Annotated in this window: 20 protein-coding genes; 10 read left to right on the top strand and 10 right to left on the bottom strand. The window is 70.0% G+C overall.

Annotated features, from left to right (window positions below):
* Window positions 1-8: 8 nt before the first annotated feature.
* Window positions 9-542, bottom strand: a complete 534-nt coding sequence (locus BKA24_RS01070) for a hypothetical protein (protein ID WP_246366965.1) — start codon at window positions 540-542, stop codon at window positions 9-11.
* Window positions 543-725: 183 nt separating this feature from the next.
* Here BKA24_RS01070 and BKA24_RS01065 point away from each other — a divergent pair, with 183 nt between their 5' ends.
* Entirely contained in the window at window positions 726-2,414 is a 1,689-nt protein-coding gene (locus BKA24_RS01065; RefSeq protein ID WP_184214445.1) for a DUF885 family protein, read from the top strand.
* Between the two features lie 8 nt (window positions 2,415-2,422).
* Here the strand turns inward: BKA24_RS01065 and BKA24_RS01060 are convergent, their stop codons facing one another.
* The gene (locus BKA24_RS01060) at window positions 2,423-3,682 is read right to left on the bottom strand and encodes an amidohydrolase family protein (protein ID WP_221417252.1); all 1,260 of its coding nucleotides are present in this window, start codon (window positions 3,680-3,682) and stop codon (window positions 2,423-2,425) included.
* Window positions 3,683-3,861: 179 nt separating this feature from the next.
* On the opposite strand from BKA24_RS01060, the gene BKA24_RS01055 reads away from it, so the two are divergent.
* Complete coding sequence (locus BKA24_RS01055; RefSeq protein ID WP_064002832.1) at window positions 3,862-4,068, top strand: cold-shock protein; 207 nt, start codon at window positions 3,862-3,864, stop codon at window positions 4,066-4,068.
* A 34-nt stretch (window positions 4,069-4,102) separates the two neighbouring features.
* Here the strand turns inward: BKA24_RS01055 and BKA24_RS01050 are convergent, their stop codons facing one another.
* The 4 genes from BKA24_RS01050 to BKA24_RS01035 all read right to left on the bottom strand — a co-directional run bounded on the left by BKA24_RS01050 (window position 4,103) and on the right by BKA24_RS01035 (window position 8,111).
* Window positions 4,103-4,783 (bottom strand): HAD hydrolase-like protein, encoded by a 681-nt coding sequence (locus tag BKA24_RS01050; RefSeq protein ID WP_184214443.1) that lies wholly within the window; start codon window positions 4,781-4,783, stop codon window positions 4,103-4,105.
* Entirely contained in the window at window positions 4,780-5,502 is a 723-nt protein-coding gene (locus BKA24_RS01045) for a hypothetical protein (protein ID WP_184214441.1), read from the bottom strand. The genes BKA24_RS01050 and BKA24_RS01045 overlap by 4 nt, the downstream gene beginning before the upstream one ends.
* 109 nt (window positions 5,503-5,611) lie before the next feature.
* Window positions 5,612-6,196 carry a DUF2510 domain-containing protein gene (locus tag BKA24_RS01040; protein WP_184214439.1) on the bottom strand — a complete coding sequence of 195 codons (585 nt, stop codon included), beginning with the start codon at window positions 6,194-6,196 and terminating at the stop codon, window positions 5,612-5,614.
* A 58-nt stretch (window positions 6,197-6,254) separates the two neighbouring features.
* On the bottom strand, window positions 6,255-8,111 hold the full coding sequence (locus BKA24_RS01035) for a hypothetical protein (RefSeq protein ID WP_184214437.1): 1,857 nt from the start codon (window positions 8,109-8,111) through the stop codon (window positions 6,255-6,257).
* Window positions 8,112-8,276: 165 nt separating this feature from the next.
* Between BKA24_RS01035 and nucS the strand changes: the two genes are divergently transcribed.
* Complete coding sequence (gene nucS / locus BKA24_RS01030; protein ID WP_184214435.1) at window positions 8,277-8,963, top strand: endonuclease NucS; 687 nt, start codon at window positions 8,277-8,279, stop codon at window positions 8,961-8,963.
* Between the two features lie 27 nt (window positions 8,964-8,990).
* On the opposite strand, the gene BKA24_RS01025 is transcribed toward nucS, so the two are convergent.
* Window positions 8,991-10,205 carry an MFS transporter gene (locus BKA24_RS01025; protein ID WP_184214433.1) on the bottom strand — a complete coding sequence of 405 codons (1,215 nt, stop codon included), beginning with the start codon at window positions 10,203-10,205 and terminating at the stop codon, window positions 8,991-8,993.
* Between the two features lie 65 nt (window positions 10,206-10,270).
* Here BKA24_RS01025 and BKA24_RS01020 point away from each other — a divergent pair, with 65 nt between their 5' ends.
* Genes BKA24_RS01020 through mnhG form a run of 7 tightly spaced genes read left to right on the top strand, consistent with a single transcriptional unit; the run spans window position 10,271 to window position 17,649 of the window.
* Complete coding sequence (locus tag BKA24_RS01020) at window positions 10,271-11,359, top strand: LacI family DNA-binding transcriptional regulator (RefSeq protein WP_184214431.1); 1,089 nt, start codon at window positions 10,271-10,273, stop codon at window positions 11,357-11,359.
* Between the two features lie 41 nt (window positions 11,360-11,400).
* A complete protein-coding gene (locus BKA24_RS01015) occupies window positions 11,401-14,322 on the top strand; it encodes a Na+/H+ antiporter subunit A (protein ID WP_184214429.1) in 2,922 nt (973 codons plus the stop codon).
* Window positions 14,319-14,843, top strand: a complete 525-nt coding sequence (locus BKA24_RS01010) for a Na(+)/H(+) antiporter subunit C (protein WP_184214427.1) — start codon at window positions 14,319-14,321, stop codon at window positions 14,841-14,843. Before BKA24_RS01015 ends, BKA24_RS01010 begins: the two co-directional genes overlap by 4 nt.
* Complete coding sequence (locus BKA24_RS01005) at window positions 14,840-16,411, top strand: Na+/H+ antiporter subunit D (protein WP_184214425.1); 1,572 nt, start codon at window positions 14,840-14,842, stop codon at window positions 16,409-16,411. The genes BKA24_RS01010 and BKA24_RS01005 overlap by 4 nt, the downstream gene beginning before the upstream one ends.
* Window positions 16,401-17,027, top strand: coding sequence for a Na+/H+ antiporter subunit E (locus BKA24_RS01000; RefSeq protein ID WP_184214423.1), 627 nt, complete (start codon window positions 16,401-16,403; stop codon window positions 17,025-17,027). The genes BKA24_RS01005 and BKA24_RS01000 overlap by 11 nt, the downstream gene beginning before the upstream one ends.
* Window positions 17,024-17,296: an MrpF/PhaF family protein gene (locus BKA24_RS00995; RefSeq protein ID WP_184214421.1), complete on the top strand. Its 273-nt coding sequence runs from the start codon at window positions 17,024-17,026 to the stop codon at window positions 17,294-17,296. Before BKA24_RS01000 ends, BKA24_RS00995 begins: the two co-directional genes overlap by 4 nt.
* Window positions 17,293-17,649 carry a monovalent cation/H(+) antiporter subunit G gene (gene mnhG / locus BKA24_RS00990; RefSeq protein ID WP_184214419.1) on the top strand — a complete coding sequence of 119 codons (357 nt, stop codon included), beginning with the start codon at window positions 17,293-17,295 and terminating at the stop codon, window positions 17,647-17,649. Before BKA24_RS00995 ends, mnhG begins: the two co-directional genes overlap by 4 nt.
* Window positions 17,650-17,651: 2 nt before the next feature.
* Here mnhG and BKA24_RS00985 read toward each other — a convergent pair whose 3' ends face one another.
* From BKA24_RS00985 to BKA24_RS00975, 3 genes are read right to left on the bottom strand one after another with little or no spacing between them, the layout of a single operon-like run.
* Window positions 17,652-19,547: a YhgE/Pip family protein gene (locus BKA24_RS00985; RefSeq protein WP_184214417.1), complete on the bottom strand. Its 1,896-nt coding sequence runs from the start codon at window positions 19,545-19,547 to the stop codon at window positions 17,652-17,654.
* The gene (locus BKA24_RS00980; protein ID WP_184214415.1) at window positions 19,544-20,230 is read right to left on the bottom strand and encodes a hypothetical protein; all 687 of its coding nucleotides are present in this window, start codon (window positions 20,228-20,230) and stop codon (window positions 19,544-19,546) included. Before BKA24_RS00980 ends, BKA24_RS00985 begins: the two co-directional genes overlap by 4 nt.
* Window positions 20,227-20,838, bottom strand: coding sequence for a TetR family transcriptional regulator (locus tag BKA24_RS00975; RefSeq protein WP_184214413.1), 612 nt, complete (start codon window positions 20,836-20,838; stop codon window positions 20,227-20,229). Before BKA24_RS00975 ends, BKA24_RS00980 begins: the two co-directional genes overlap by 4 nt.
* Between the last annotated feature and the right edge of the window lie 75 nt (window positions 20,839-20,913).

Here is a 20,913-nt window from a genome sequence, read left to right as displayed (position 1 = left end):
CCGATCCGTCACCGGGGTGCGCTCGTCGTTCCCGACCAAGCTTCGATTTGTGAGCGATAGGTGCGAGCCCGCTGATCCGCACCGTCGTCCGGCATCGGTGGAATCGCAAACGAGACCATCTCGGCGAGCTCGGTCACCGCCGCCACCCGCTCCAGCTCTCGAGCCGCCACCGAGCGCGCGCTACTCGCTGACGCCTCCTTCGCGCTTCGGGTCAGCTCACTGATCTCAGCCAGACGCATCGCGAGTACTCGCGCCAGCCCTTCCCGCAGTTCCTCCAGGTTCGTGTTGTGAATCTCGAGCCGCCGGTCGGACACAACCAACGCCACGTTCGGATAGCCGGAACTCGCGAGGATCTCGCGGGTTTCCGGGCCGAGCAGGCCCCGGACCTCATCTCCGCCCGGCCGGCGGCTGAACACAGCTTCGACGGTGTAGCGGGTGGGCGCCTCCTGCGTCATCAACGTTCTGGGTAACGACCCCACGAGAACCGACGCGAGAGCGAGGTTGTCCGCAGGGTGTCCATCAGTTTCCTGTTTCATACTCATCTTCGGACGTTACGCCCCGGAGATGTGTGCCGCACAGGTTCGTGCCGGCCGCTCGGACACCGTTGGGTCCGCGCTCCGCAAGCCCTCCGGGCCTGCACTCCGCGCCGATCCGCTCGCCTTGCAAACTCGCTCCTTCGGCGCGAGCTCGAGCCACTCCTTGACGGTGCCCCATAGGGTGAGCGGGTGCACCGCGCCGATCCGATCCACGCCCTCGCCGACGACTACGTGGCCGAGCTGGCCGAACACGAGCCGGATGCCGCGCAGGCGATCGGCCGGGTGTCCGCCTCGCTCCTCCCTGACGTGGGTCCGGCGTGGCTCCAGCGGAAATACGCGCTCCAGGGCGAGACCCTCGCGGCACTCGACGCGACACCGGAGGGCGACCCCGTCCTGCGCGCCGCGCTCCGGGAGCGCTTGGAGCACGAGCGCGTGCTGTTCGACACCGGATTCACCCCGCGCCTGGTCGCGGGCCTCGCAACTCCCGTGCATCTCATCCGCCAGGCGTTCGAGGGTGCGGTCGTCACGCCGGATGCCGCCGGGCAGACCGTCGTCGCACGGCTCGAGGCCGCACCGGCCGCCGTCCGCGACTACATCGCCGCGCTCCGGTGGGCCCGTGACGAATCGCATCGGTTCGCCGGGAGCGGGGTCGCCCCGGTCCGTCAGCTCGACACCCTCGCCGCTCAGGTGGACGGGTGGGTCAGCTCCGATTGGTTCGCGTCCCTGCCGCTCGCGGGGGGGATCGATGACGCGACGCGCGCCCGCGTCCGCACGGCCGCCGCCGAGACCTCGGCCGCGCTCCGCGAGCTCGTCGACCTGCTCCGCAATGAGCTCCCGGCATACGCACCGGCGCGCGACGGCGTGGGCGAGGAGGTGTACGCGGCCATGACGGCGGCGATGCTCGGCGCGCAGATCGATCTCGACGACACATACGCATATGGCTGGTCGGAACTGCGCCGGCTCACCGCCGAAGCCCGAGCGCTCGCCGAGCGTCTCGGCGGCGTGGGGTCGGATCCGGTGCGGGATGCCGCGGCCCGGCTGGACCGCGATCCGGCGTACCGTCTTGAGGGCGTCGAAGCGATCCGGGGGTGGCTCGCCGAGCGGGTCGCGCAGACGATCGCCGCGTCAGCGGAGGCTTTCGACCTCCCGGCATCCGTTCACCACGTCGAATGCCTGGTGTCGGAGGCCGCATCGGGCGTTGTCTATTACAGCCCGGGCGCCCCCGACGGCTCGTCACCGGGCCGGGTCGTCTGGACCATCCCGACCGGGGTGCCGGTGGCGGCGACGTGGCAGGAGGTGACGAGCGTGCACCACGAGGGAGTGCCGGGCCACCATCTTCAGTTCGTCCTGACGGCCGCCGATCCCGACCTTCACCCATGGCAACGGCACCTGTGTCACATCCACGGGTATGCGGAGGGTTGGGCCCATTACGCGGAGCAGGTCGCCGACGACCTCGGACTCATCCGCGACGACGCCGAGCGCCTCGGCCTGATCCTCGGGCAGATCTGGCGGTCCGTTCGCATCGTCGCCGACATCGGACTCCACACCGGGCGCGGCATCCCGCTCAATCCCTTCACCTCCGAGACGGAGTGGTCACCGGAGCTCGCCGTGCGCCTGCTCGTCGACCTCGCCCTGGTCGCACCGGAGCTCGCCGGCTTCGAAGTCGATCGCTATCTCGGGTGGCCGGGCCAGGCACTGGCGTTCAAGGTCGGGGCGCGGCTGTGGTGGCAGGCCCGGTCGGCACGCGAGGAGGCGGAAGGGTCGCGATTCTCCTTGCGCGACTTCCACCGTGACGCGCTCGCGTTGGGTCCGATGGGGCTCGGTCCGCTGCGGGCTCTTCTGACCAACCCGGATGCCGCGCCGTCGGCGAGCGGGTGAGAGCGCCGTCAGTGTGAAGCCGACCCCTCTCGCTGACGGTCGTCGCGCACGATGACGCCCGCCTTCATCACGAAGTCGAGGCCCCGGAGTGCAGTGATCCCCGCCGAAGGATCAGCGGGCATGGCAATGAGGTCCGCCGCCATCCCCGGGAGGAGACGCCCGTAGCGGTCGTGGTCGCCAAGCCACTGCGCCGGCCCGACCGTCGCCGCTCGGAGGAGATCGTGCCCGGTCAGTCCGCCCGCCTCCATGTGCTCGAGCTCGCGGACGATCGCCGTCGTCCCCTCGAAGTCCCAGTACGGCGGCATGTCGCTGCCCAGAAGCACGGTGACGCCGGCCGCGATCGCCGCGCGGTACGACTCGAGGTGGCGGGGTCCGGCGCTCAGCGATCGCTCCTGCATCCACGCCGGAACGCCGAGGTCGTCGAAGAACGCCTGCGCGCGGGTGACGACGAGCGTGGGAACGAGTGCGGTCCCGTGCTGAGCCATGAGGCGCGCGACCTCGGGCGTCAGCTCGTAGCCGTGCTCCACACAGTCGAGGCCCAGGCGCACGGCTTCGGCGATGACGGCGGCGGGCCCCGCGTGGGCGGTGACCTTCCTACCCCACGCGTGCGAGGTCTCGATGGCGGCCGCCATTTCGCTCCGGGTCAGCTGCGGCGTCGTGATCTGCTCGTGCTCGCCGGCGATGCCGCCGGAGATCATCAGCTTGATGAGGTCCGCACCCAGAGCGATCTGGCTCCGGACGCCGCGGGCGAACCCGTCGGCGCCGTCGCATTCGACCGTGTCCCCGGTCTCGTGGCCGTGACCTCCGGTGCAGCAGAGCGCGCGCCCCGCCGTGCGGATGCGCGGCCCCACCACCTGTCCGGCGTCGATCGCCCTCCGCAGCGCGAAATCGGCACCGTCCTTCTCGGCGACGCATCGCACTGTCGTCACCCCGGAGAGCAGGGTCCGCCGCGCGGCATCCGCCATATGGAGGGCCAGTCCGTGCGCACCGAGCGCACTCACGGCGTCGCCGCCGGGGCCGGGCAGCGACAGCGAGAAGTGGTTGTGCATGTTGACGAGGCCCGGCATGACGAAGGCCCCGCCCATATCTATTGCGGTGCCGGATGCCGCGACCTCGTCCGCGTCGATCGAGGCGATCACGCCTTCCTCGATCACGAGGGAGCGATGCTCGGGGGCAGCGCCCGTGCCGTCGAGCAGCCGCACGTTGCGGAGCACCGCGCTGCCGACGACGGGAAGGCGGCCGGGAGGGGCAGAGGGGGAGGCGGGCACGGCTTCACCCTAGACGCCGGGCGGTGCCGCGCCGAGGGCTTGGCGAGGAGGCCGCCGGGTGACGGTCGGGCAACGTTTTCGTCACCTTCTCACCCAGGGGGAGACAGGCGGCGCGCGGGCGGCTAGGTTGGGGAGCGACCGGCGCACGTGTCGTCGGCATCTATCAAGTAAGGCAGTTCATGAGCGTCAGCGGTACCGTCAAGTGGTTCAACTCGGAGAAGGGCTTCGGCTTCATCGCTCCCGATGAAGGCGGCGCCGACGTCTTCGCCCACTACTCCGCCATCGAGTCCTCGGGCTACCGCTCGCTGGAAGAGAACCAGCGTGTCGAGTTCGACATCGCGCAGGGCCCCAAGGGCCTGCAGGCGGAGAACATCCGCCCCCTTTGAGGCTTCATCAGACATCACGTCTGATCTAGGCCTGTCAGACCTCGTCTGACAGGAGGAGCAGGCGGCGGAGGTCGGCCACCGTGTCGACCGCCGCCTGCGCCCCCTCGGATTCGTGCGGCCAGCTGAAGCCCCACCGCACGAAGATCACCGGTACGCCGTTGGCAGCGCCGCCGTCCACGTCGTGGTGGCGGTCGCCGATGAGGATCGGTCGGCTCACGTCTGCTCCGCAGGCGGCGAGCCTGCGCAGCGATTCGGCGACGATGTCGGCCTTCGAGGCCAGCGTCTTCTCGTCGGGCGTCGCGCCGGCCATCGCCTGCATGTGTTCGGCGAGGCCGAAGTGCTCCATGAGCGCCACGACCTGGTTCTCGGGCTTCGAGCTTGCGGTCGCCTGCGGGATCCCCGCGGCGGCCACCTCTGCGATGAGCTCTCCGATCTCCGGGTAGAGCCGCGCCCCCGACGTGTAGCCGTCGGCCTTGCCGATCGCGCGGTAGTACGTGACCGCCTCGGTCGCCTGCTCGGGCGTCATCCCCACGTTCTTCTGGAACGAGTCGAACATCGGCGGACCGATCCAGTGGACCAACTCTTCGCGGGTGGGCGCCGGGAGACCGAAGTGCGTGAGGCAGCGGGTGAGGCGATTCAGGATGCCCTCCGAGGCGTCCACGATCGTGCCGTCCACGTCCCAGAGGATGCAGGACCAGGGGGAGCGCGTCGTCATGCCTCCAGCCTAGAGCCGTGCGCATGACGCACGTCGACGGAGCCCGTCGCACCGACGACGCGTGCGATCGCGTACGCTGCAGCGCCGACCGCCAGTTTGTCGACGACCGAGATCGTGAGGTTGACGACCCCGATCGCGACGCCGGAGTCGACGCGGGCGATCGCCATGACGGTGTCACGTAGTGCGTCGAGCCCTCGATCCGTCGCGCCGCCGAGGTAGAGCACGGTGATCGGCACGGCGATGAGCGAGGTCGCGACCGCCACGATCGCGCTGAGGCCGAGGAAGCGCGGCAGCGTCGACGCCATGCCGAATCGCGTGGCGCCGAAGCCCCAGACGAGCCCCGCCGTGACCATCGTGACTGAGAAGAGGGCCGCGACGAGCTGACCCTTCAGGAGCTCGACGAGGATGAACAGCGCGCCGACACCCGCAGCGACCCATGGCCCTGCGAGGATCGCGACGACGGCGGTCCCGATCATGTCGAAGAAGAAGACGTCGCCGAGCAGCGGGTTGACGAACTTTCCAGTCGCGTTTAGAAGAAGGCCGGCGAGGAGGAGGAGGAGAATCCATCCCGGAGGCCTGCGCGCGGGCGGCGTGCTCACGAGGTTGGGGATTGGATCGGGCACCGCATCGACTGCGGGCAGCGCATCGACTGCGGTCGCCGCCGCGACGCGGGCTCGCCATGCGTCGACGGCCGTTGGGTCCTCGTCGAGTGCGGCCACGATCTCCGCGATCAGCGCCGGGTTGAGGCGGCGTCGTCCGAGGCGGAATGCGTCCGAGATGGTCGTATGCGGTAGGCCGCAGCATCCGCCATCGTCGGACCTGCCGCGATCAGGCGTAGTAGTTGGACAGCACCGCGGACTCGAACGCGGCATACTCCAGCTGGGCCCGTTGCGCGTCCTTCGCGGCGGCCTTCGCCACCGAGCCCGCGAGCATATTTCCGACCAGGCCGCTGACGATCCCCCCACCGGCGGACAGCTCGTTGGCGAGTCCCATCTTGCCTCCGCGTGAGGCGCCGTCCTTGCTCCAGACGCCGTTGTCGGGCGACCAGCTGACACCGTGCGGAGTCTTCACCACCTCGATCTTGACCCAGTAGTTCTTCACGGTCTTCAAGCTCGCCGTGAAGGTTGCCTCCACCTCGCCGCGGCGCTTGTTCACCTTCGAGGTGACTTTGTGCTTCGTCAGCATCCCGGCAGCGATCGCGTCGGTTTTCAGCGAGTTCAAGATGCCCACGATGTCATCGTCACTCGTGGGCGCCGCGGCGATCCGTGCGACGTCGGCGGCCGCCACGACGGGAGCGGCCGGGGTCTCACCGAGGGGCGGATGGAAATGCTCGGTCCACTGCGCGCCGTCCCAATAGCGCTGGTGTCCGGGGTGTTGTTCGGCGGCGTACCAGCCTGCGGGAGTCGTGGTCATGACGGTCCTCTCTCGTTGGGTGGGTTCGACGGAATGTCTGTGCGCATTCCGCTCGAGGTCAGAGTGCATCGCCGAGCGGGCGGATGCGATCGCGTTCGATGGAGGGGAGGAGGGCGAGGATCGGCCGCTGGAAGCGCTCCGTGTCCGCGACGAGCGCGGCATGGGCGTCGCTCGCCCCGCGGTGCTCCTCGTCCAAGGCATCGAGCTCCGCTTCGAGCTGTGCGATGCGGGCGGCCTCACTCGCCACTCGCTGCTCCATCGCGGTGAGTGTCGCGGTCGCGGCGGCGAGATCCCCTTCGGCGCGGTCCCGAGCGCGATCCGCCTGCTGCTGAGCGAGCATGACCTGATGTTCCCGAATCTGCTGTGCTGTGGCCGCCTCACGCCGTACGACCTCGCGTTCCTCTGCGAGCGCTCGAAACGCCTTGACAAGCCATACGACGAGGAGGATCGCGAAGACGAACGCGGCGATCCCGGCCGGAACGGAGACCATCGTGTTCGCACCCGCCACGTTCGTGAGCAGAATCACCAACATCAACGCCACCAAGGGGCGAAGGAACAGCCGGATGCCGCGGCTCGCGCGCGCCTCATGTTCGAGGGTGGCCGTCGCAGGCGGGAGCATGCGGTACGCCTCGACTGCAGCCCGGTTCCGCGCCACGCGCGCTGCCGCCTCGTCTCTGCGGCGTTCATGACCGCGCAGGGAGTCGTGCGCGCCGGCGAGAGTGATCCGACCGAGGTCGGCCGCGGCCTTGGTCATAGACGCAACCGCAGCGGCGCCCTCGAGACGCTGAGGGATGCCCGTGCGTACGTGGCGCGCGATCGTCGGCAGCACCGTGCGCACCCATCCGGGGTACCCGATCATGGCCTGCGGGACATCGGCGGGCGGGGCGTCGCTCCCAAAATCTGGATCTCCCGACGACGCCACGATGCGCTGGATCTCCCGGCGGGCACGGATGGGTCCCGCCGGATCGTCGTGAACAGACTGTGCGGCCTCCTCGGCACCGGGAACGCCCCCCTGAACGGCCACGAGAGCCAGCTCCGGAGCGAGGGTGAACGCCGCGACGAGGTCATCGTACGAGCCCAGATGCGCCGCGCGGACCAGGAGCAGTTCGGCGCAGGTCGGCGCGACGAGCAGTGCGGTGTCCAACGCGCGCGCCACCTCGTCGGCCTGTTCTGGGCCGGCGACGGAGCGCAGCAAGATCGCCGCGCTCGCGGCCAACGATGCCCATCTCTCGTCGGCGACGGAGTACTTGATGGCCGAGGCGAGCGCGGTGAACGCATCCGCGGGTTCGTTCGATGCGGCCTTCGCGACGCCGAGCGCATAGTGCGGCGCAGGATTGGTCCGGTCTTTGTCGACAGCCTGCTCCAGTTCGGCGATGGCCTCCTCGAGCCACCTCTGCTGCAACGACTGCACACCACGGCGGTAGTGCTCGGCCGCAGCGGTCGACAGCGGGTTCGCGGTCATCGTCGCGATGTCGCCGAGCACGGCGGTCTGCTCGAGCATGCGCTGACCGACCAACTCGAAGCCGCCGTGCATCACCCCCGCGAGCACATCCAAGTTCCGATCGAGGGTGGCGATTCCCTCATCCACCGTCTGCTGGAGGCGCAGGAAGCCGAGGTCCAGCGAGTCACCGACACGATCGGCGAGGGCATCCACCGAAGCCCCGACCTCGGCGACCACGCCGGCGGTCGCGTACTGCGCCTCCACCTGCCGATCCGCGGCATCCTGCATCGCGAGCGCCGTCTCGCGAATCGCGACCGTCTGCTGCTGGGTTGCCTCGACCTGTCGACGTGCCGCCTCCAGTTGCACGCGGCGACTGCGCTGCGCCTCGGCGGCGATCGTCGCGCCCAGCGCAGCGGTGTCGGCGTGCGCGCTGTCGACGATGTAGTCAGCCCATTCGGGTCGTGGTCGTGCCATGGCACCCGATCTAACAAGCCATATCGTGGGCCCGAAGTCGAAAATCGCCATTCCGGACGATCCCGGACACCCGCGTCCGCGTCGCGAATGCGCGCGCGAGCTGTTCGACGAACCGCGGCGTCGCCGACCGGCGCCTCGACGAGCGGTGCCGAGTAATCTGAGTCGGTGAGACTCGTCATTGCTCGTTGTTCAGTCGACTACACCGGTCGGCTCAAGACACATCTCCCCCTCGCGACACGGCTCATCATGGTCAAGGCGGACGGCACGGTCGCGTTTCATCGAGACGTACAACACGCACCCCTGAACTGGATGAGCCCGCCGTGCACGCTCACCGTCGTCGAGCCGGGCGAGGACGATGCGGACGTCGTGGAGATGTGGCGGGTCACGCACGCGAAGACCGGCGACGCCCTCACGGTTCGGCTGTACGAGGTGATCCACGATTCGTCCCACGAACTCGGCATCGATCCCGGGCTCATCAAGGACGGCGTCGAAGCCGACCTCCAGCGGCTGCTCGCCGAGCAGGTCGGTGTCATCGGCGAGAACCTGACCCTCGTCCGCCGCGAGTTCCCGACCGCGATCGGCCCCGTGGACCTCCTGCTCCGAAACCCCGAGGGCGGCACCATCGCCGTCGAGGTGAAGCGCCGAGGAGACATCGACGGGGTCGAGCAGCTCACGCGATACCTCGAGCTCCTCGGGCGCGACCCGCACCTCGCGCCGGTGACCGGCGTCTTCGCCGCCCAGGAGATCAAGCCGCAGGCCAAGGTGCTCGCCGCCGATCGCGGCATCCGCTGCGTCACCCTCGACTACGACGAGATGAAGGGCATCGAGTCGGGCGCGCCCCGCCTGTTCTGACCCGGTGTCGTTCCGGCTCGGCCGCCGTCAGCGCGAGGTGCCACGCGTGCCGGGTAGCGGCTTGGCCGCCGCCGACGCGAATCCCGACGCCGCGACGAGGGCGACGATGATGTACAGCGTGTTGAGCAGGCCGATGCGGTCGCTGATCACGCCGAGGATCGGCGGTCCGCAGAGGAAGGCGACGTAGCCGATCGTCGCGGCCGCGCTGACGCGAGCCGCGGCGCGCGCGGGGTCATCGGCTGCAGCGGACATGCCCAGCGGGAACCCGAGCGACGCGCCCGCACCCCACAGTGCCGCACCCACGAACACCAGCGGCATGTTCGGCGCGAGGATGAACAGCAGGATGCCGATCGTCGCCGTCGCCGCCAGCACCCGGAGGGTCGTGACACGGCCGAACCGGTCGACGAGCGGACCGCCCAGCACGCGGAACACGGTCATCGCGACCGAGAAGACGGTGAGCGCGACGGCGCCGAGTGCGGGCCCACCGCCGTGATCCTCGCTGACGCCGAGCGCCATCCAGTCGTTCGCACCGCCCTCTGCGAACGCCATGCCCAGCATGACGATGCCGAGGACGTAGGTGCGCGGCTCGCGCCAGGCCGACAGGGCCGTCGCGAGCCGGTCGCGCCAGCCGCTGGGGGCGTCATCGGGTGCCCCGAAGGTGCGCTGGGGCACGTAGACGAACGAGATCACGGCGATGGCCACGATGGCGATGGCGATGGTGACGGTGTGGGGGAACACGTCGATGCGCGCCCCGGCGGCGGCGGCGCCGATGCCGGCACCGATCACGGTTCCGAAACTGAAGAAGGCGTGGAACAGCGGGAGGATCGTCTTCCCGACCTCCACCTCGATCGCCGCCCCGTCGACGTTCATCATGACGTCGAGGGCGCCGTTGCCGAACCCGAACAGAGCCAACCCGACGAGGACGAGCGGCAGCGCCGGGACGACGTCGGTGCCGACACCGATGAGGGCGAGACCGGTCGCGAGGACGAGCATCACGGCGAGCATGCCGCGACGCGTCCCCATCCGTGCAGCGATCACCGACGCCGACGACAGCCCGAGGATCGATGCGGCGCCCATTCCCAGCAGCAGGAGTCCGATGGCGGAGTTGTCGATGTCGAGCGCGGCCTTGATCGAGGGGACGCGCGACGCCCAGGTCGCAATGCTCAGCCCGCTGGCGGTGAAGATGGCGAAGACGGCCAGGCGCCAGGCCAGCAGTCGGGAGGCGGTTAACTCGGTGTGCACGTCGACACTGTAGCGGAATCTCCGAAACGATTCGATCGCTGGAACAGAGCGGGTACCATCGCACCATGAGTTCCCGTCGAGCCACCATTGCGGACGTGGCGCGCGAGGCCGGCGTCTCGGCATCCACGGCATCCGTCGTCTTCAGCGGCAAGGTCGTCGTCTCAGACGCGACCCGCGCCAAGGTGATCGCCGCCGCGGAGTCGCTCGGCTACACGGGCCCCGACCCCCGGGCGGCATCGCTGCGCACCGGACGCGCCGGCATCGTCGCCGTGCTCTTCCGGGAGAGGCTGGGCGCGGCGTTCCGCGACCCGGTCAACGCCGCCATGATGGACGGCTTGAGCGACGCGCTCGCGCCGATCGGCGCGGGCATCCTGCTGCTGCGGGACGAGGGCCCCGACGCCCCCGCGACTGCGCCGAGCCTCACCTCGGCGCCCATCGATGCCGCCGTCCTCCTCGGCTGCAACGAGATCGTCCGGGCGTCGGTCGAGACCGTCCGCGGTCGCGGCCTTCCCGTGGCCGTGATCGAGGGCGATGCCGGTGCCGACATCCCCCGCATCCTCCTCGACAACCGCGAGGCGCAGCGACAGGCGGCGGAGCACGTGCGCTCGCTGGGACATCGCGATGTCGCCATCGTCACGCTCCCGCGGGACGGGGCTCGGCGCCGCGGCTTCCACGACGACGAGGCCGGCATCACGGTGGACGTCACCCGCGACCGCCTGCAGGGCGCTCGCGACGTCTACCCCGATGCCCCCGCGTACGCGACGGCGGAGAGCTCCATCGACGAGGGTCTCGCCGCCGGCCGGGTGCTCCTCGCCGGTGTCCGCCCGACCGCGATCCTCGCCCAGAGCGACATGCTCGCCGCGGGTGTCATCCGCGCCGCCGAGGAGGCGGGGCTTCGCGTCCCGGAGGACCTGAGCGTCACCGGCTTCGACGGAATCGTCGTCGACGGTCTCGCCCCCTACGCGCTCACCACGCTCGTGCAGGATGCCGCGGCGAAGGGACGCGCCGCCGGGGAGGCCGTGGTCGCCATGCTCGAGGGACGCGAACCGGCATCCCTCACCCTCTCCTGTACATTCCGACGAGGGAACACGACCGCTCCCGTATCCGTCTCCGCTGGGAAGGCGCTGGGGCCCCGCTCGGACTCCGCCGGGTAGACTGGAATCCTCGACCCCCGCGACGCACAGAGGAGGCCAGGTTGCTGATCCTCCTCCTCGCGTTCGCGCTCGTGCCGTTGATCCTTCCGGCCCTCGTGCCGCGGTGGGGATCCCGCACCTTCCTGGTCGCCGCGGTCGTGCCGATCGTCGCCTTCGTGCACACGGCTCTGCAGGGGCCTCGCATCCTCGCGGGTGATATCCCGTTCGAGACATACGCCTGGATCCCCGATCTGCAGGTCCGCCTGTCGATGCAGATGGACGTGCTCGGCTGGGTGATGTCCCTCATCGTCACCGGCGTCGGCGCTCTCGTCCTCGTCTACTGCCGGTGGTACTTCGCGGGCAAGAAAGAAGGTCTCGCCCTCTTCTCCGCCGTGCTGCTCGCCTTCGCCGGCGCGATGTACGGCCTCGTCCTGACCGACGACATCGTCGTGCTGATCATGCTGTGGGAAGTGACGAGCGTCCTCTCCTACCTGCTCATCGGCTTCTACCACCGACGCGGCGCGAGCCGTCGAGCCGCCCTCCAGGCGCTACTGGTCACGACCCTCGGCGGCCTCGTCATGCTCATCGGCGTCGTGATGCTCGTCGTCCTCTACGAGACCACCAGCATCAGCGACATGATCGCTGCCGGCCCGATCTTCGAGGGGCAGCAGGCGATGCTCCTGGATGCCGCGCTCGTGATGCTCCTGGTCGGCGCGCTCAGCAAGTCGGCGATCTTCCCGTTCCACTTCTGGCTCCCCGGAGCCATGGCCGCCCCCACCCCGGTCAGCGCCTACCTGCACGCGGCCGCCATGGTGAAGGCCGGCATCTACCTAATCGCCCGGTTCGCTCCCGGGTTCGCCGAGGCCGAGCCCTGGCGACCGATCATCATCGCGCTCGGCCTGTTCACCATGCTGCTCGGCGGCCTGCAGGCGCTGCGCGAGTCGGACCTGAAGCGCGTCCTCGCCTTCGGCACGGTCAGCCAGCTCGGCATGCTCACGGTGGTCCTCGGCTACGGCGAGCGGAACTCGGCCCTCGCCGGCCTCGCGCTGCTCATCGGGCACGCGCTCTTCAAGTCGGCGCTGTTCCTGATCGTCGGCGTCATCGACCGACAGCTCAGCACCCGTGACATCGGAGAGCTCTCGGGAGTCGGTCGACAGGCTCCGACCCTCGCCGTCTTCTCGATCATCGCGATCGCCTCGATGGTCGGCGTGGCACCCACGGTGGGCTTCGTCGCCAAGGAGGCGACGCTGACCTCGTTCCTCGAAGGCGGCACCGATCCCTCCGCGTGGGTGCCTCTCGTCGGGATCGTGCTCGGCTCCGCGCTCACCGCCGCCTACGGAATCCGCTTCGTGTGGGGCGCGTTCTGGACGAAGAAGGATGCCGCGGGCCAGACGCTGCCGCGGACCGAATGGCCCGACCCGCCCCTCGGCTTCATGGTCGCGCCCGTCGTGCTGAGCGGCCTCACCGTCGTCGCCGGCGCCGCGGCGCCGCTCCTCGACGTGGCATTGGCGGGATACGCCGACACCATTCCCGAAGCCGAGGGCGGGAAGCCGTACCACCTCGCGCTGTGGCACGGGTGGGAGCCGGCGCTGTTCCTCTCGATCGGGTCGATCCTCGCGGGCGCGCTGCTCTTCTGGCTCGTTCAGCGGCTGCAGTGGAAGCGCCGCGTCCTGCCCTTCACCGCGAACGACGTCTACAACGGCACGCTGCGCGGCATCGCGAAGCTCTCGGTCTGGACGACCTCGCTCACCCAGCGCGGGTCGCTGCCCTTCTACGTCGGCACGATCTTCGTGGTCTTCATCGCCGCCGAGGCGACCGCACTGCTCGCCGGAACCGAGTGGAAGATCGCCTACGACGCGTGGCAGAGCCCCGCCCAGCTGATCGTCGCGCCGATCATGATCCTCGCCGGGTTCGTGGCCGTCCGAGCCCGCAAGCGCTACACCGGCGTCGTGCTCGTCTCGGTCACCGGGCTCGGGATGGTGCTCCTGTTCGCGACGAGCGGGGCCCCCGACCTCGCGTTGACCCAGATCCTCGTCGAGACGGTCACGCTCATCGCATTCGCTCTCGTCCTGCGCCGCATCCCGGCGCGTATGGGCGACCACAACGCGTCCGTGCTCCCGGTCCTGCGCGCCATCCTCGGCATCGGGGTCGGCGTGACGATGGCCGCGATCGCCCTCATCGCCACCGGTGCGCGGGTCGCACAGCCGATCTCCGACAGCTTCGCCGACCTCGCGTACGAGATCGGGAACGGCAAGAACGTCGTGAACGTGACGCTCGTCGACCTGCGCGGCTGGGACACGATGGGCGAGCTGTCAGTGCTGATCCTCGCCGCCACCGGCGTGGCATCCCTCGTCTTCGTCACCCACCGGGCCGACACGTGGTCGCAGCGGATCCCCTCGCTGCCGTCGGCCACCGCCCGCTTCCGGCGGCCGCTCGTCGAGACTTCGGAGGGTCCCCGTCCGCGCGGATCTGCCAGCGGCAGCACGCGCCAGGCCTGGCTCGTCGGGGGGCAGAAGGTGCGTCCGGAGAACCGTTCGCTGATGCTCGAGGTCATCGTGCGGGTGCTCTTCCACACGATCATCGTCGTCTCGATCTACCTCCTCTTCGCCGGCCACAACCTTCCCGGCGGCGGCTTCGCCGGCGGGCTCGTCGCGGGCATGGCGCTCGTCATGCGCTACGTCGCGGGCGGCCGGTACGAGCTCGGCGCAGCCGCACCGACCGACGCCGGTCGCCTCCTCGGAGCGGGCATGCTGCTGGCCGTGGGCACCGCCATCGTGCCGGTGCTGTTCGGTCAGGCGCCGCTCACCAGCACCTTCTGGGAGTGGGACATCCCCGTTCTCGGGCACGGCGAGTTCGTCACGTCCACCCTGTTCGACGTCGGCGTGTACCTGGTCGTCATCGGGCTCGTCCTCGACGTGCTCCGATCGCTGGGCGCCGAGGTCGACCGTCAGACGCAGGAGCAGAAGGAGCGGGTGAACGCATGACGGTCTCGCTCGTCCTGGTCATCGTGATGGGCGCCCTGTTCGCAGCCGGCGTCTACGCGATGCTCGAGCGCAGCCTCACCCGCGTCCTGATCGGCTTCCTCCTGCTCGGAAACGCCGCCAACCTGTTCCTGCTGATCGTCATGGGTCAGCCCGGTGTCGCCCCCTTCTTCGGCGCCGCAGACGACCCCGACGCGATGAGCGACCCGCTGCCGCAGGCCCTCACCCTCACGGCCATCGTCATCACCTTCGCGGTATCGGCCTTCCTGCTGGCCCTGATCTATCGGTCCTGGCAGCTGGGACAGGCCGACACGGTCGTCGACGACGAGGCCGACCGCGAGGTGCGTGAGCGCGCCGCCGCCGACGAGGACACGATGGACGACGAGATCACCGACGAGGACGACGATGCCACGACCGACTTCATCGGCACCGAGACGTCCCCGATCGTGATCCTCCACGCCCAGGACATCGCCGAGCTGCGCGACGACGCACCGATCGACCGACCGCGAGGTGACGACCGATGAGCGCCCTCGTTCCCCTCCTCGTCACGCTCCCCCTGCTCGGGGCCGCCGTCGCGCTGATCTTCGGCCGCCGGCGCCGCGTGCAGGTCGGGGTCTCGATCACGACGCTCACCCTCGTCGCCGTCGTCGCGGCGATCCTTCTCTACGCCGTCGACGCGAGCGGCGTCCCGCTCGCCGTGTCGGTGGGCGGGTGGCCCATCCCGTTCGGCATCGTGCTCTACGTCGACCGGCTGGCGGCGCTGCTGGTGGTCGTCTCGAGCATCGTCCTGCTCGCCGTCCTCATCTTCTCCGTCGGCCAGGGTGCCGCCGACGGAGACGACGAGACGCCCGTCTCGATCTTCCACCCCTCGTACCTCATCCTCGCGGCCGGCATCTTCAACGCCTTCATCGCGGGAGACCTCTTCAATCTGTACGTCGGCTTCGAGATCCTGCTCGTCGCGTCGTATGTGCTCATCACACTGGGCTCGACCGAGTCGCGCATCCGCACGGGCGTCGTCTACATCGTGGTCTCGCTCGTGTCGTCGATCCTCTTCCTCGCGGCGATCGCGGCCATCTACGGCGCGCTCGGCACCGTGAACATGGCCCAGCTCGCCGACCGGATGGGTGAGCTGCCCGACGAGGTACAGCTCGTCCTGCATCTGATGCTGCTCCTGGCCTTCAGCATCAAGGCGGCCGTCTTCCCGCTGTCGTTCTGGCTGCCCGACTCCTACCCGACCGCGCCGGCACCGGTGACCGCCGTCTTCGCGGGACTGCTGACGAAGGTCGGCGTCTACGCGATGATCCGCACCGAGACGCAGATTTTCCGCGAGAACGACGTCAACACCCTGCTGCTGATCGTCGCCCTCGCCACCATGGTCGTCGGCATCCTGGGAGCGGTGGCGCAAGCCGAGCTCAAGCGCATCCTGTCGTTCACCCTGGTCAGCCACATCGGCTACATGGTCTTCGGCCTCGCGGTCGGCACCGCCGAGGCGCTCGGCGCCACGATCTACTACATGGTCCACCACATCGTGGTGCAGACGACCCTGTTCCTGGCGGTCGGCCTCATCGAGCGTCGCGCGGGTTCGACGTCGATCCTCAAGGTCAAGGGCCTCATGCGCGCCGCCCCCTTCCTTGCGGTCCTGTATTTCATCCCCGCCATCAACCTGGGCGGGCTGCCCCCGTTCTCGGGATTCATCGGGAAGTACGCGCTCTTCGACGCCGCGGCCGCGGTCGGCACGCCTCTCATGTACGTGCTCATGGTCGGCGGCATCGTCACCTCGCTCCTGACGCTGTACGCCCTCATGCGCGCGTGGAACCTGTCGTTCTGGCGTGAGGACGAGGACCAGGCCGACGAGCCCGGACTGGTCGACCGGATCTCCTACCTCGACGCCGCGCCCGCCTCGGGCATCCAGACGGAGCGACGGGTGATCCCCCGCGTGATGACGGCGGCGACCGCCGGCATGGTCGTCGTGACGCTCGCGCTGACGATCTTCGCCGGGCCGCTCTACCGGCTCTGCGCCAGCATCGGTGAGGCTCTCCCGTACCCGGTGAGCCTCACCCAGCTGCAGGAGGAGGTGGACGATGCGAACTGACGCCAAGCGCAGCGCTCTCACCGGGCTCTGGCGACAGCTGCCGTTCTTCGTGTGGCTGATCGCGGTGTGGATGCTGCTGTGGGGTCAGTTCACCGTCCTCGCGTTCGTCACCGGGCTCGTGATCGCGATCTTCGTCACCGCCGTCTTCCGGCTGCCCCCGGTCGAGCTGTCGGGGCGACTGAACCCGTGGTGGCTCCTGGTCTTCGTGCTGCAGTTCACGGCCGCCCTCATCCAGGGATCGCTCACCGTGGCATGGCAGGTCATCGACCCGCGGCGCCAGCCGGGAGTCGCCGTCATCGCGGTGCCGCTGGTGACCGACGACGACCTGATCATGGCGCACGTGGGCATCACGGCATCCCTCATCCCGGGCTCTCTCGTGCTCGAGACCGACCGTGATCGGCGCATCATCTACCTGCACGTGCTCGGCACCCGCAGCGACGACGACGTCGAGCACCACCGGCGGGCGGTGCAGCGCTGGGAGGAGCGCCTCGTCCGCGCCGTCGGGTCGCGCGCGCAGCTTGAGGCGGTGCGTTCTGCCCGTGCCGCTCGAGGTCGGGGGACGCCGGCGAAGGATGCCGCGAAGGCGCCCCGCGCCTCGGGGGAGGGGAACGCATGACCACCGTCCTCATCGTCGTCATCAGCGCAGTCTTCGGGATCAGCGCTCTCCTCACCGTGTGGCGGATCATCGTCGGACCGTCGATCCTCGACCGCGCCGTGGCATCTGATGTCCTGCTGACGCTGCTCATCTGCGTGCTCGGTGCCGAGATGGCGATCAACCACCACACCCGCACGTTGCCGGTGCTGCTGATCGTCGCCGCCGTGGGCGTGTTCGGGTCGATCTCGATCGCGCGCTTCGTGGCGCGCCGGGACGGGGCGGAACAGTGACCGAGGTGCTCCACATCGTCTCGCTCGCGCTCATCCTGGCGGGCGCGCTCCTCTGCCTGACCGCGGCGATCGGACTGCTGCGGTTCCGCGACGTGCCCACCCGCCTGCACGCGGCCACCAAGCCTCAGGTGCTCGGGTTGCTGCTGATCGTGATCGCCGTCGGCATCGAACTGCAGTCGTGGGCCGCCGTCGCCTTCCTCGTCCCGGTGATGCTGATCCAGTTCGCGACCGCGCCGCTGTCCGCGCACATGGTCGGCCGCCAGGCCTACCGCAACGGCACGATCGACCGGCAGGAGCTGTACGCCGACGAGCTCGACGCCGCGAAGCAGACCCCGCCTGCTGCCGGCGGCTGACCTCAGCCGATCAGGCTCGGCTGCAGATCGCGCATCGTGCGGCGGTGCGTCATCCGCGTGACCCCGATGATGGCGACGACCAGGGCGACGGCCAGCCAGGTCGCGAGCACCGCGGCATCCGCCCACGCGCGAGACGCGTCACCTCCGTACATGACCTGCCGCATGGCGTCGACGACATACCCCATCGGGAGCACCTGGTGGAGCGCGGCGAGCGGCGCGGGAAGCGTCTGCCACGGGAACGTGCCGCCGGCGGTCACCAGCTGCAGCACCATGAGCACGAGGCCGACGAACTGACCGACCGACCCGAGCCAGACGTTCAGAGCGAGGATGATCGCGGCGAACGTCGCCGAGGCGAGCAAGAGGATGCCGAGCGTCGGGATCGGATGCGTGAACGCGAAGCCGAGCGCGATCGACAGGATGCCGAACAGCGCCGTCATCTGCACCGCTCCCAGAAGGGCGGGTGTCACCCAGCCCGCCAGCGCGACGCGCACCGGGGAGCGGAGGGCGGTCACCGCCCGCTTCGAGACGGGCTTCACGATGAGGAAGAGGGCGTAGATGCCGATCCACCCCGCGAGGGCCGCGAAGAACGGCGCAAGTCCGGCGCCGTAGTTCTGCGCCTCGGTCAGGGCGTCCTCCGACACACCGACGGGGTCGCCGAGCGTGGCCGCCTGGGCGGCGCGGGTGTCGGCGTCGTCGTCGGGCAGCTTCGCGGCGCCGCTGCGCAGTCCGTCTCGGAGGGTGGTGGCCCCCTCGTCCAGGCGGTGGATGCCGCTCACCAACGAGCCGGTCCCGTCGCTGAGCTGGTGGGCGCCGTCATCCGCCGTGGCCGTGCCCTCGGCGAGGTCGTGCGCACCGGTCGCAGCCGTCGCGGCGCCGTCGGCGAGTCGAGCGCTTCCGCTCGCGACCTGGGCGGCGCCGTCGTCGAGCCTGTCGATGTCGGCCACCGTGCCCTGCACGCGGTCGTCCAGCTCCGCGACGCGTGAGCCGAGCGGGTCGAGGGTCTCGAGGACGGTCGCGATGCGGGTCTCGTCGAGCCCCTGCTCGCGCAACGCCGCCGCGAGGTCGCTCCGGACATCGGGCACCGCCGAGGAGAGGGAGTCGGATGCCGCACCCACGCGGTCGGCCACCTCACGGAGCCGGGCGGTGCCGGCGGCGACCTGGTCGGCGCCGTCGGTGAGGGTGCGGAGGTTCGACGCGATCGTGTCGACGCCGGCCGCCAGCTCGGCGGACCCGCTGCGGAGCGAGGCCGTCCCGCGGGCGAGAGCCGCGGCTCCATCGTCGAGGTCGGCCGCTCCGGCACCGGCGGTGTCGAGACCGTCGACGAGCTGCGTCGCTCCGTCCGCGGCGTCGAGCAGATTCACGCGCACCGTGTTCAGTGCGTCGAGCATGGTCAGACCCGCCTCGCGGACCACCTTCTCGGTGATGGCGGTCCGGATGCGCTCGACCGCCTGGGAGCCGATCGTCGAGGCGAGGTAGTTGTTCGCGTCGTTGGTCGTCAGGTCGATGTCCGCCTGGCGCGGGTCGTCCGTCGAGATCGACGCGACGGACGACGTGAAATCGGCCGGCAGGGTCACCGCGAAGTCGAAGGCGCCGTCGGCGAGGCCGCGCTCGGCGCCCGCGGCATCCACGGCATGCCAGTCGAACGCACCGTCCTCGATCAGGTCCTCGGCGATCTCGTCGCCGAGGTTGCGCGCGTCACCGTTCAGCTGCGCCCCCTCGTCCTGGACGACGAGGGCCACCGGCACCTCGTCCAGGTTGCCGTACGGGTCCTGATTCGCCCAGAGGTACAGGCCGCCGTAGAGCACCGGAACGAGGAGAAGCGCGATGAGGGCGATGACCCGCATCCGGGTCGAGGTGAGGCGTCGCAGCTCAGCGGCGAACATGGCGGGGATCTTCATGGGTGGATGTCTTCTCGGGGAGAGCGTGTGCGGGCGGGGCGCAGTGCGCTCCCCGGCCGGAGTCGGGGTCGCGCCGGTCGGCGGCGGGTCGTCGTGGGCGGGGCGAGCGCTGTCGCCGCGGCGATGCCTGCGATCACGAGGACCGCGAAACCGCGGTCGGCGAAGCTCTGCGCGATGCGCCACCAGTGCACGGGGTCGCCGCCGTGTCGATCGGGGGAGACGAGGACCAGTGCCTCGACTCCCGGACGCAGGCTCGCGAGTTCGAGGAGCATTCGGATGCGGTCGTCGGCGGAGACCTCGCCCATCGGCGTGGCCGCGAGGGGGCGCAGCCCGTGCTGGTCGAGCCAGCGCCGGGCGGCGAGGGGGTCGGACCGGCGTCCAGCGAACATGAGCTCCTCCGCCACGATGCCTGCCACCGTGACGTCGGGTGCCGGGTCGTTGACGTCGGGCGCATCGATGAGCGCGCTCGCCCGGCGCACACGGCGCGCGGAACGCAGGCCGTCGACGGTGACCGTCCCGGCTGACGGCCGCATGCGGCCGGTGGCGATGAGACCCAGCACCGAGGGGCGCTGCTCGGTCTCCGCAGTCGCCAGCGTCGCCTGACCTGATTCGAGGACGAGCGATGTCGGCGGCAGGATGCCGCCGGCGCGGCCCTTCGACACGGCGTCGAGCTCGATCCTCACGGGCGGAGGCTTCCGAGGACCGTGTCGGCCTCCCGCCACCCGAGGCCCGCGACGCCGAGGATCGCGCGGGCGGCGACATCGGCGGCATCCGGTCGGGATCCATCGAGGCGGGTGATGACGGTGCGCGCGGCTTCCTCGACCAGGCGGGAGACGGTGACGGCGGACAGGTCGGTGCGGAACGTACCCTCATCCCGCCCGCGCTCGATGATCCGGAGGACGCGGCGACGGAGGGGGACGAGCACGGTGGCGGTGTCGCCCACGTGGATGTCGTCGAGGGCGATCGCGGCGGCGAACTGGACGTGCGCGGCGCCCTCCCACAGGGCGAGCGCGAGGCGGGCCAGGACCACGGGGGCGGGGCCGGAGTCGTCGACGCCCTCCGCAATCGCGTTGAACCGCTCGGCTCCCGAGGCGATCAGCTCGCGCACGAGCGCGTCGCGGTCGTCGAAGTGCCCGTAGAGCGCTCGGCGGCTGAGGCCGGCCGCCCGTGCGATCGTGTCGATGGAGGCCGTCGGGTCGTGCGCGAGGGTGTGCGCGGCGGCGGTGAGGAGCCCGAGGCGGTTCGCCGCGGCATCCTTCCGGATCCGACGGGGAGAGGCGGTGTCAGTCACGACCTCGAGCGTAATAACCTGCACACCAGTGTGCAAGTTATCTCAGCCAGCTCCCAGCGCACGGAGCGACCTCGC

Origin of the sequence: Microbacterium marinum, from assembly GCF_014204835.1 — a bacterium.
Taxonomy (GTDB): domain Bacteria; phylum Actinomycetota; class Actinomycetes; order Actinomycetales; family Microbacteriaceae; genus Microbacterium; species Microbacterium marinum.
The sequence above is the reverse complement of the archived record's forward strand: the minus strand, read 5'-3'. Positions and strand labels throughout refer to the sequence as shown.

Excerpts from the sequence above, each read along its gene's own strand:
- BKA24_RS01070 (WP_246366965.1), bottom strand. The coding sequence starts at position 542 with ATGAGTATGAAACAGGAAACTGATGGACACCCTGCGGACAACCTCGCT.
- BKA24_RS01055 (WP_064002832.1), top strand. The coding sequence starts at position 3,862 with ATGAGCGTCAGCGGTACCGTCAAGTGGTTCAACTCGGAGAAGGGCTTC.
- BKA24_RS01050 (WP_184214443.1), bottom strand. The coding sequence starts at position 4,783 with ATGACGACGCGCTCCCCCTGGTCCTGCATCCTCTGGGACGTGGACGGC.
- BKA24_RS01040 (WP_184214439.1), bottom strand. The coding sequence starts at position 6,196 with ATGACCACGACTCCCGCAGGCTGGTACGCCGCCGAACAACACCCCGGA.
- BKA24_RS01035 (WP_184214437.1), bottom strand. The coding sequence starts at position 8,111 with ATGGCACGACCACGACCCGAATGGGCTGACTACATCGTCGACAGCGCG.
- BKA24_RS01020 (WP_184214431.1), top strand. The coding sequence starts at position 10,271 with ATGAGTTCCCGTCGAGCCACCATTGCGGACGTGGCGCGCGAGGCCGGC.
- BKA24_RS01010 (WP_184214427.1), top strand. The coding sequence starts at position 14,319 with ATGACGGTCTCGCTCGTCCTGGTCATCGTGATGGGCGCCCTGTTCGCA.
- BKA24_RS01005 (WP_184214425.1), top strand. The coding sequence starts at position 14,840 with ATGAGCGCCCTCGTTCCCCTCCTCGTCACGCTCCCCCTGCTCGGGGCC.
- BKA24_RS01000 (WP_184214423.1), top strand. The coding sequence starts at position 16,401 with ATGCGAACTGACGCCAAGCGCAGCGCTCTCACCGGGCTCTGGCGACAG.
- BKA24_RS00995 (WP_184214421.1), top strand. The coding sequence starts at position 17,024 with ATGACCACCGTCCTCATCGTCGTCATCAGCGCAGTCTTCGGGATCAGC.
- BKA24_RS00985 (WP_184214417.1), bottom strand. The coding sequence starts at position 19,547 with ATGAAGATCCCCGCCATGTTCGCCGCTGAGCTGCGACGCCTCACCTCG.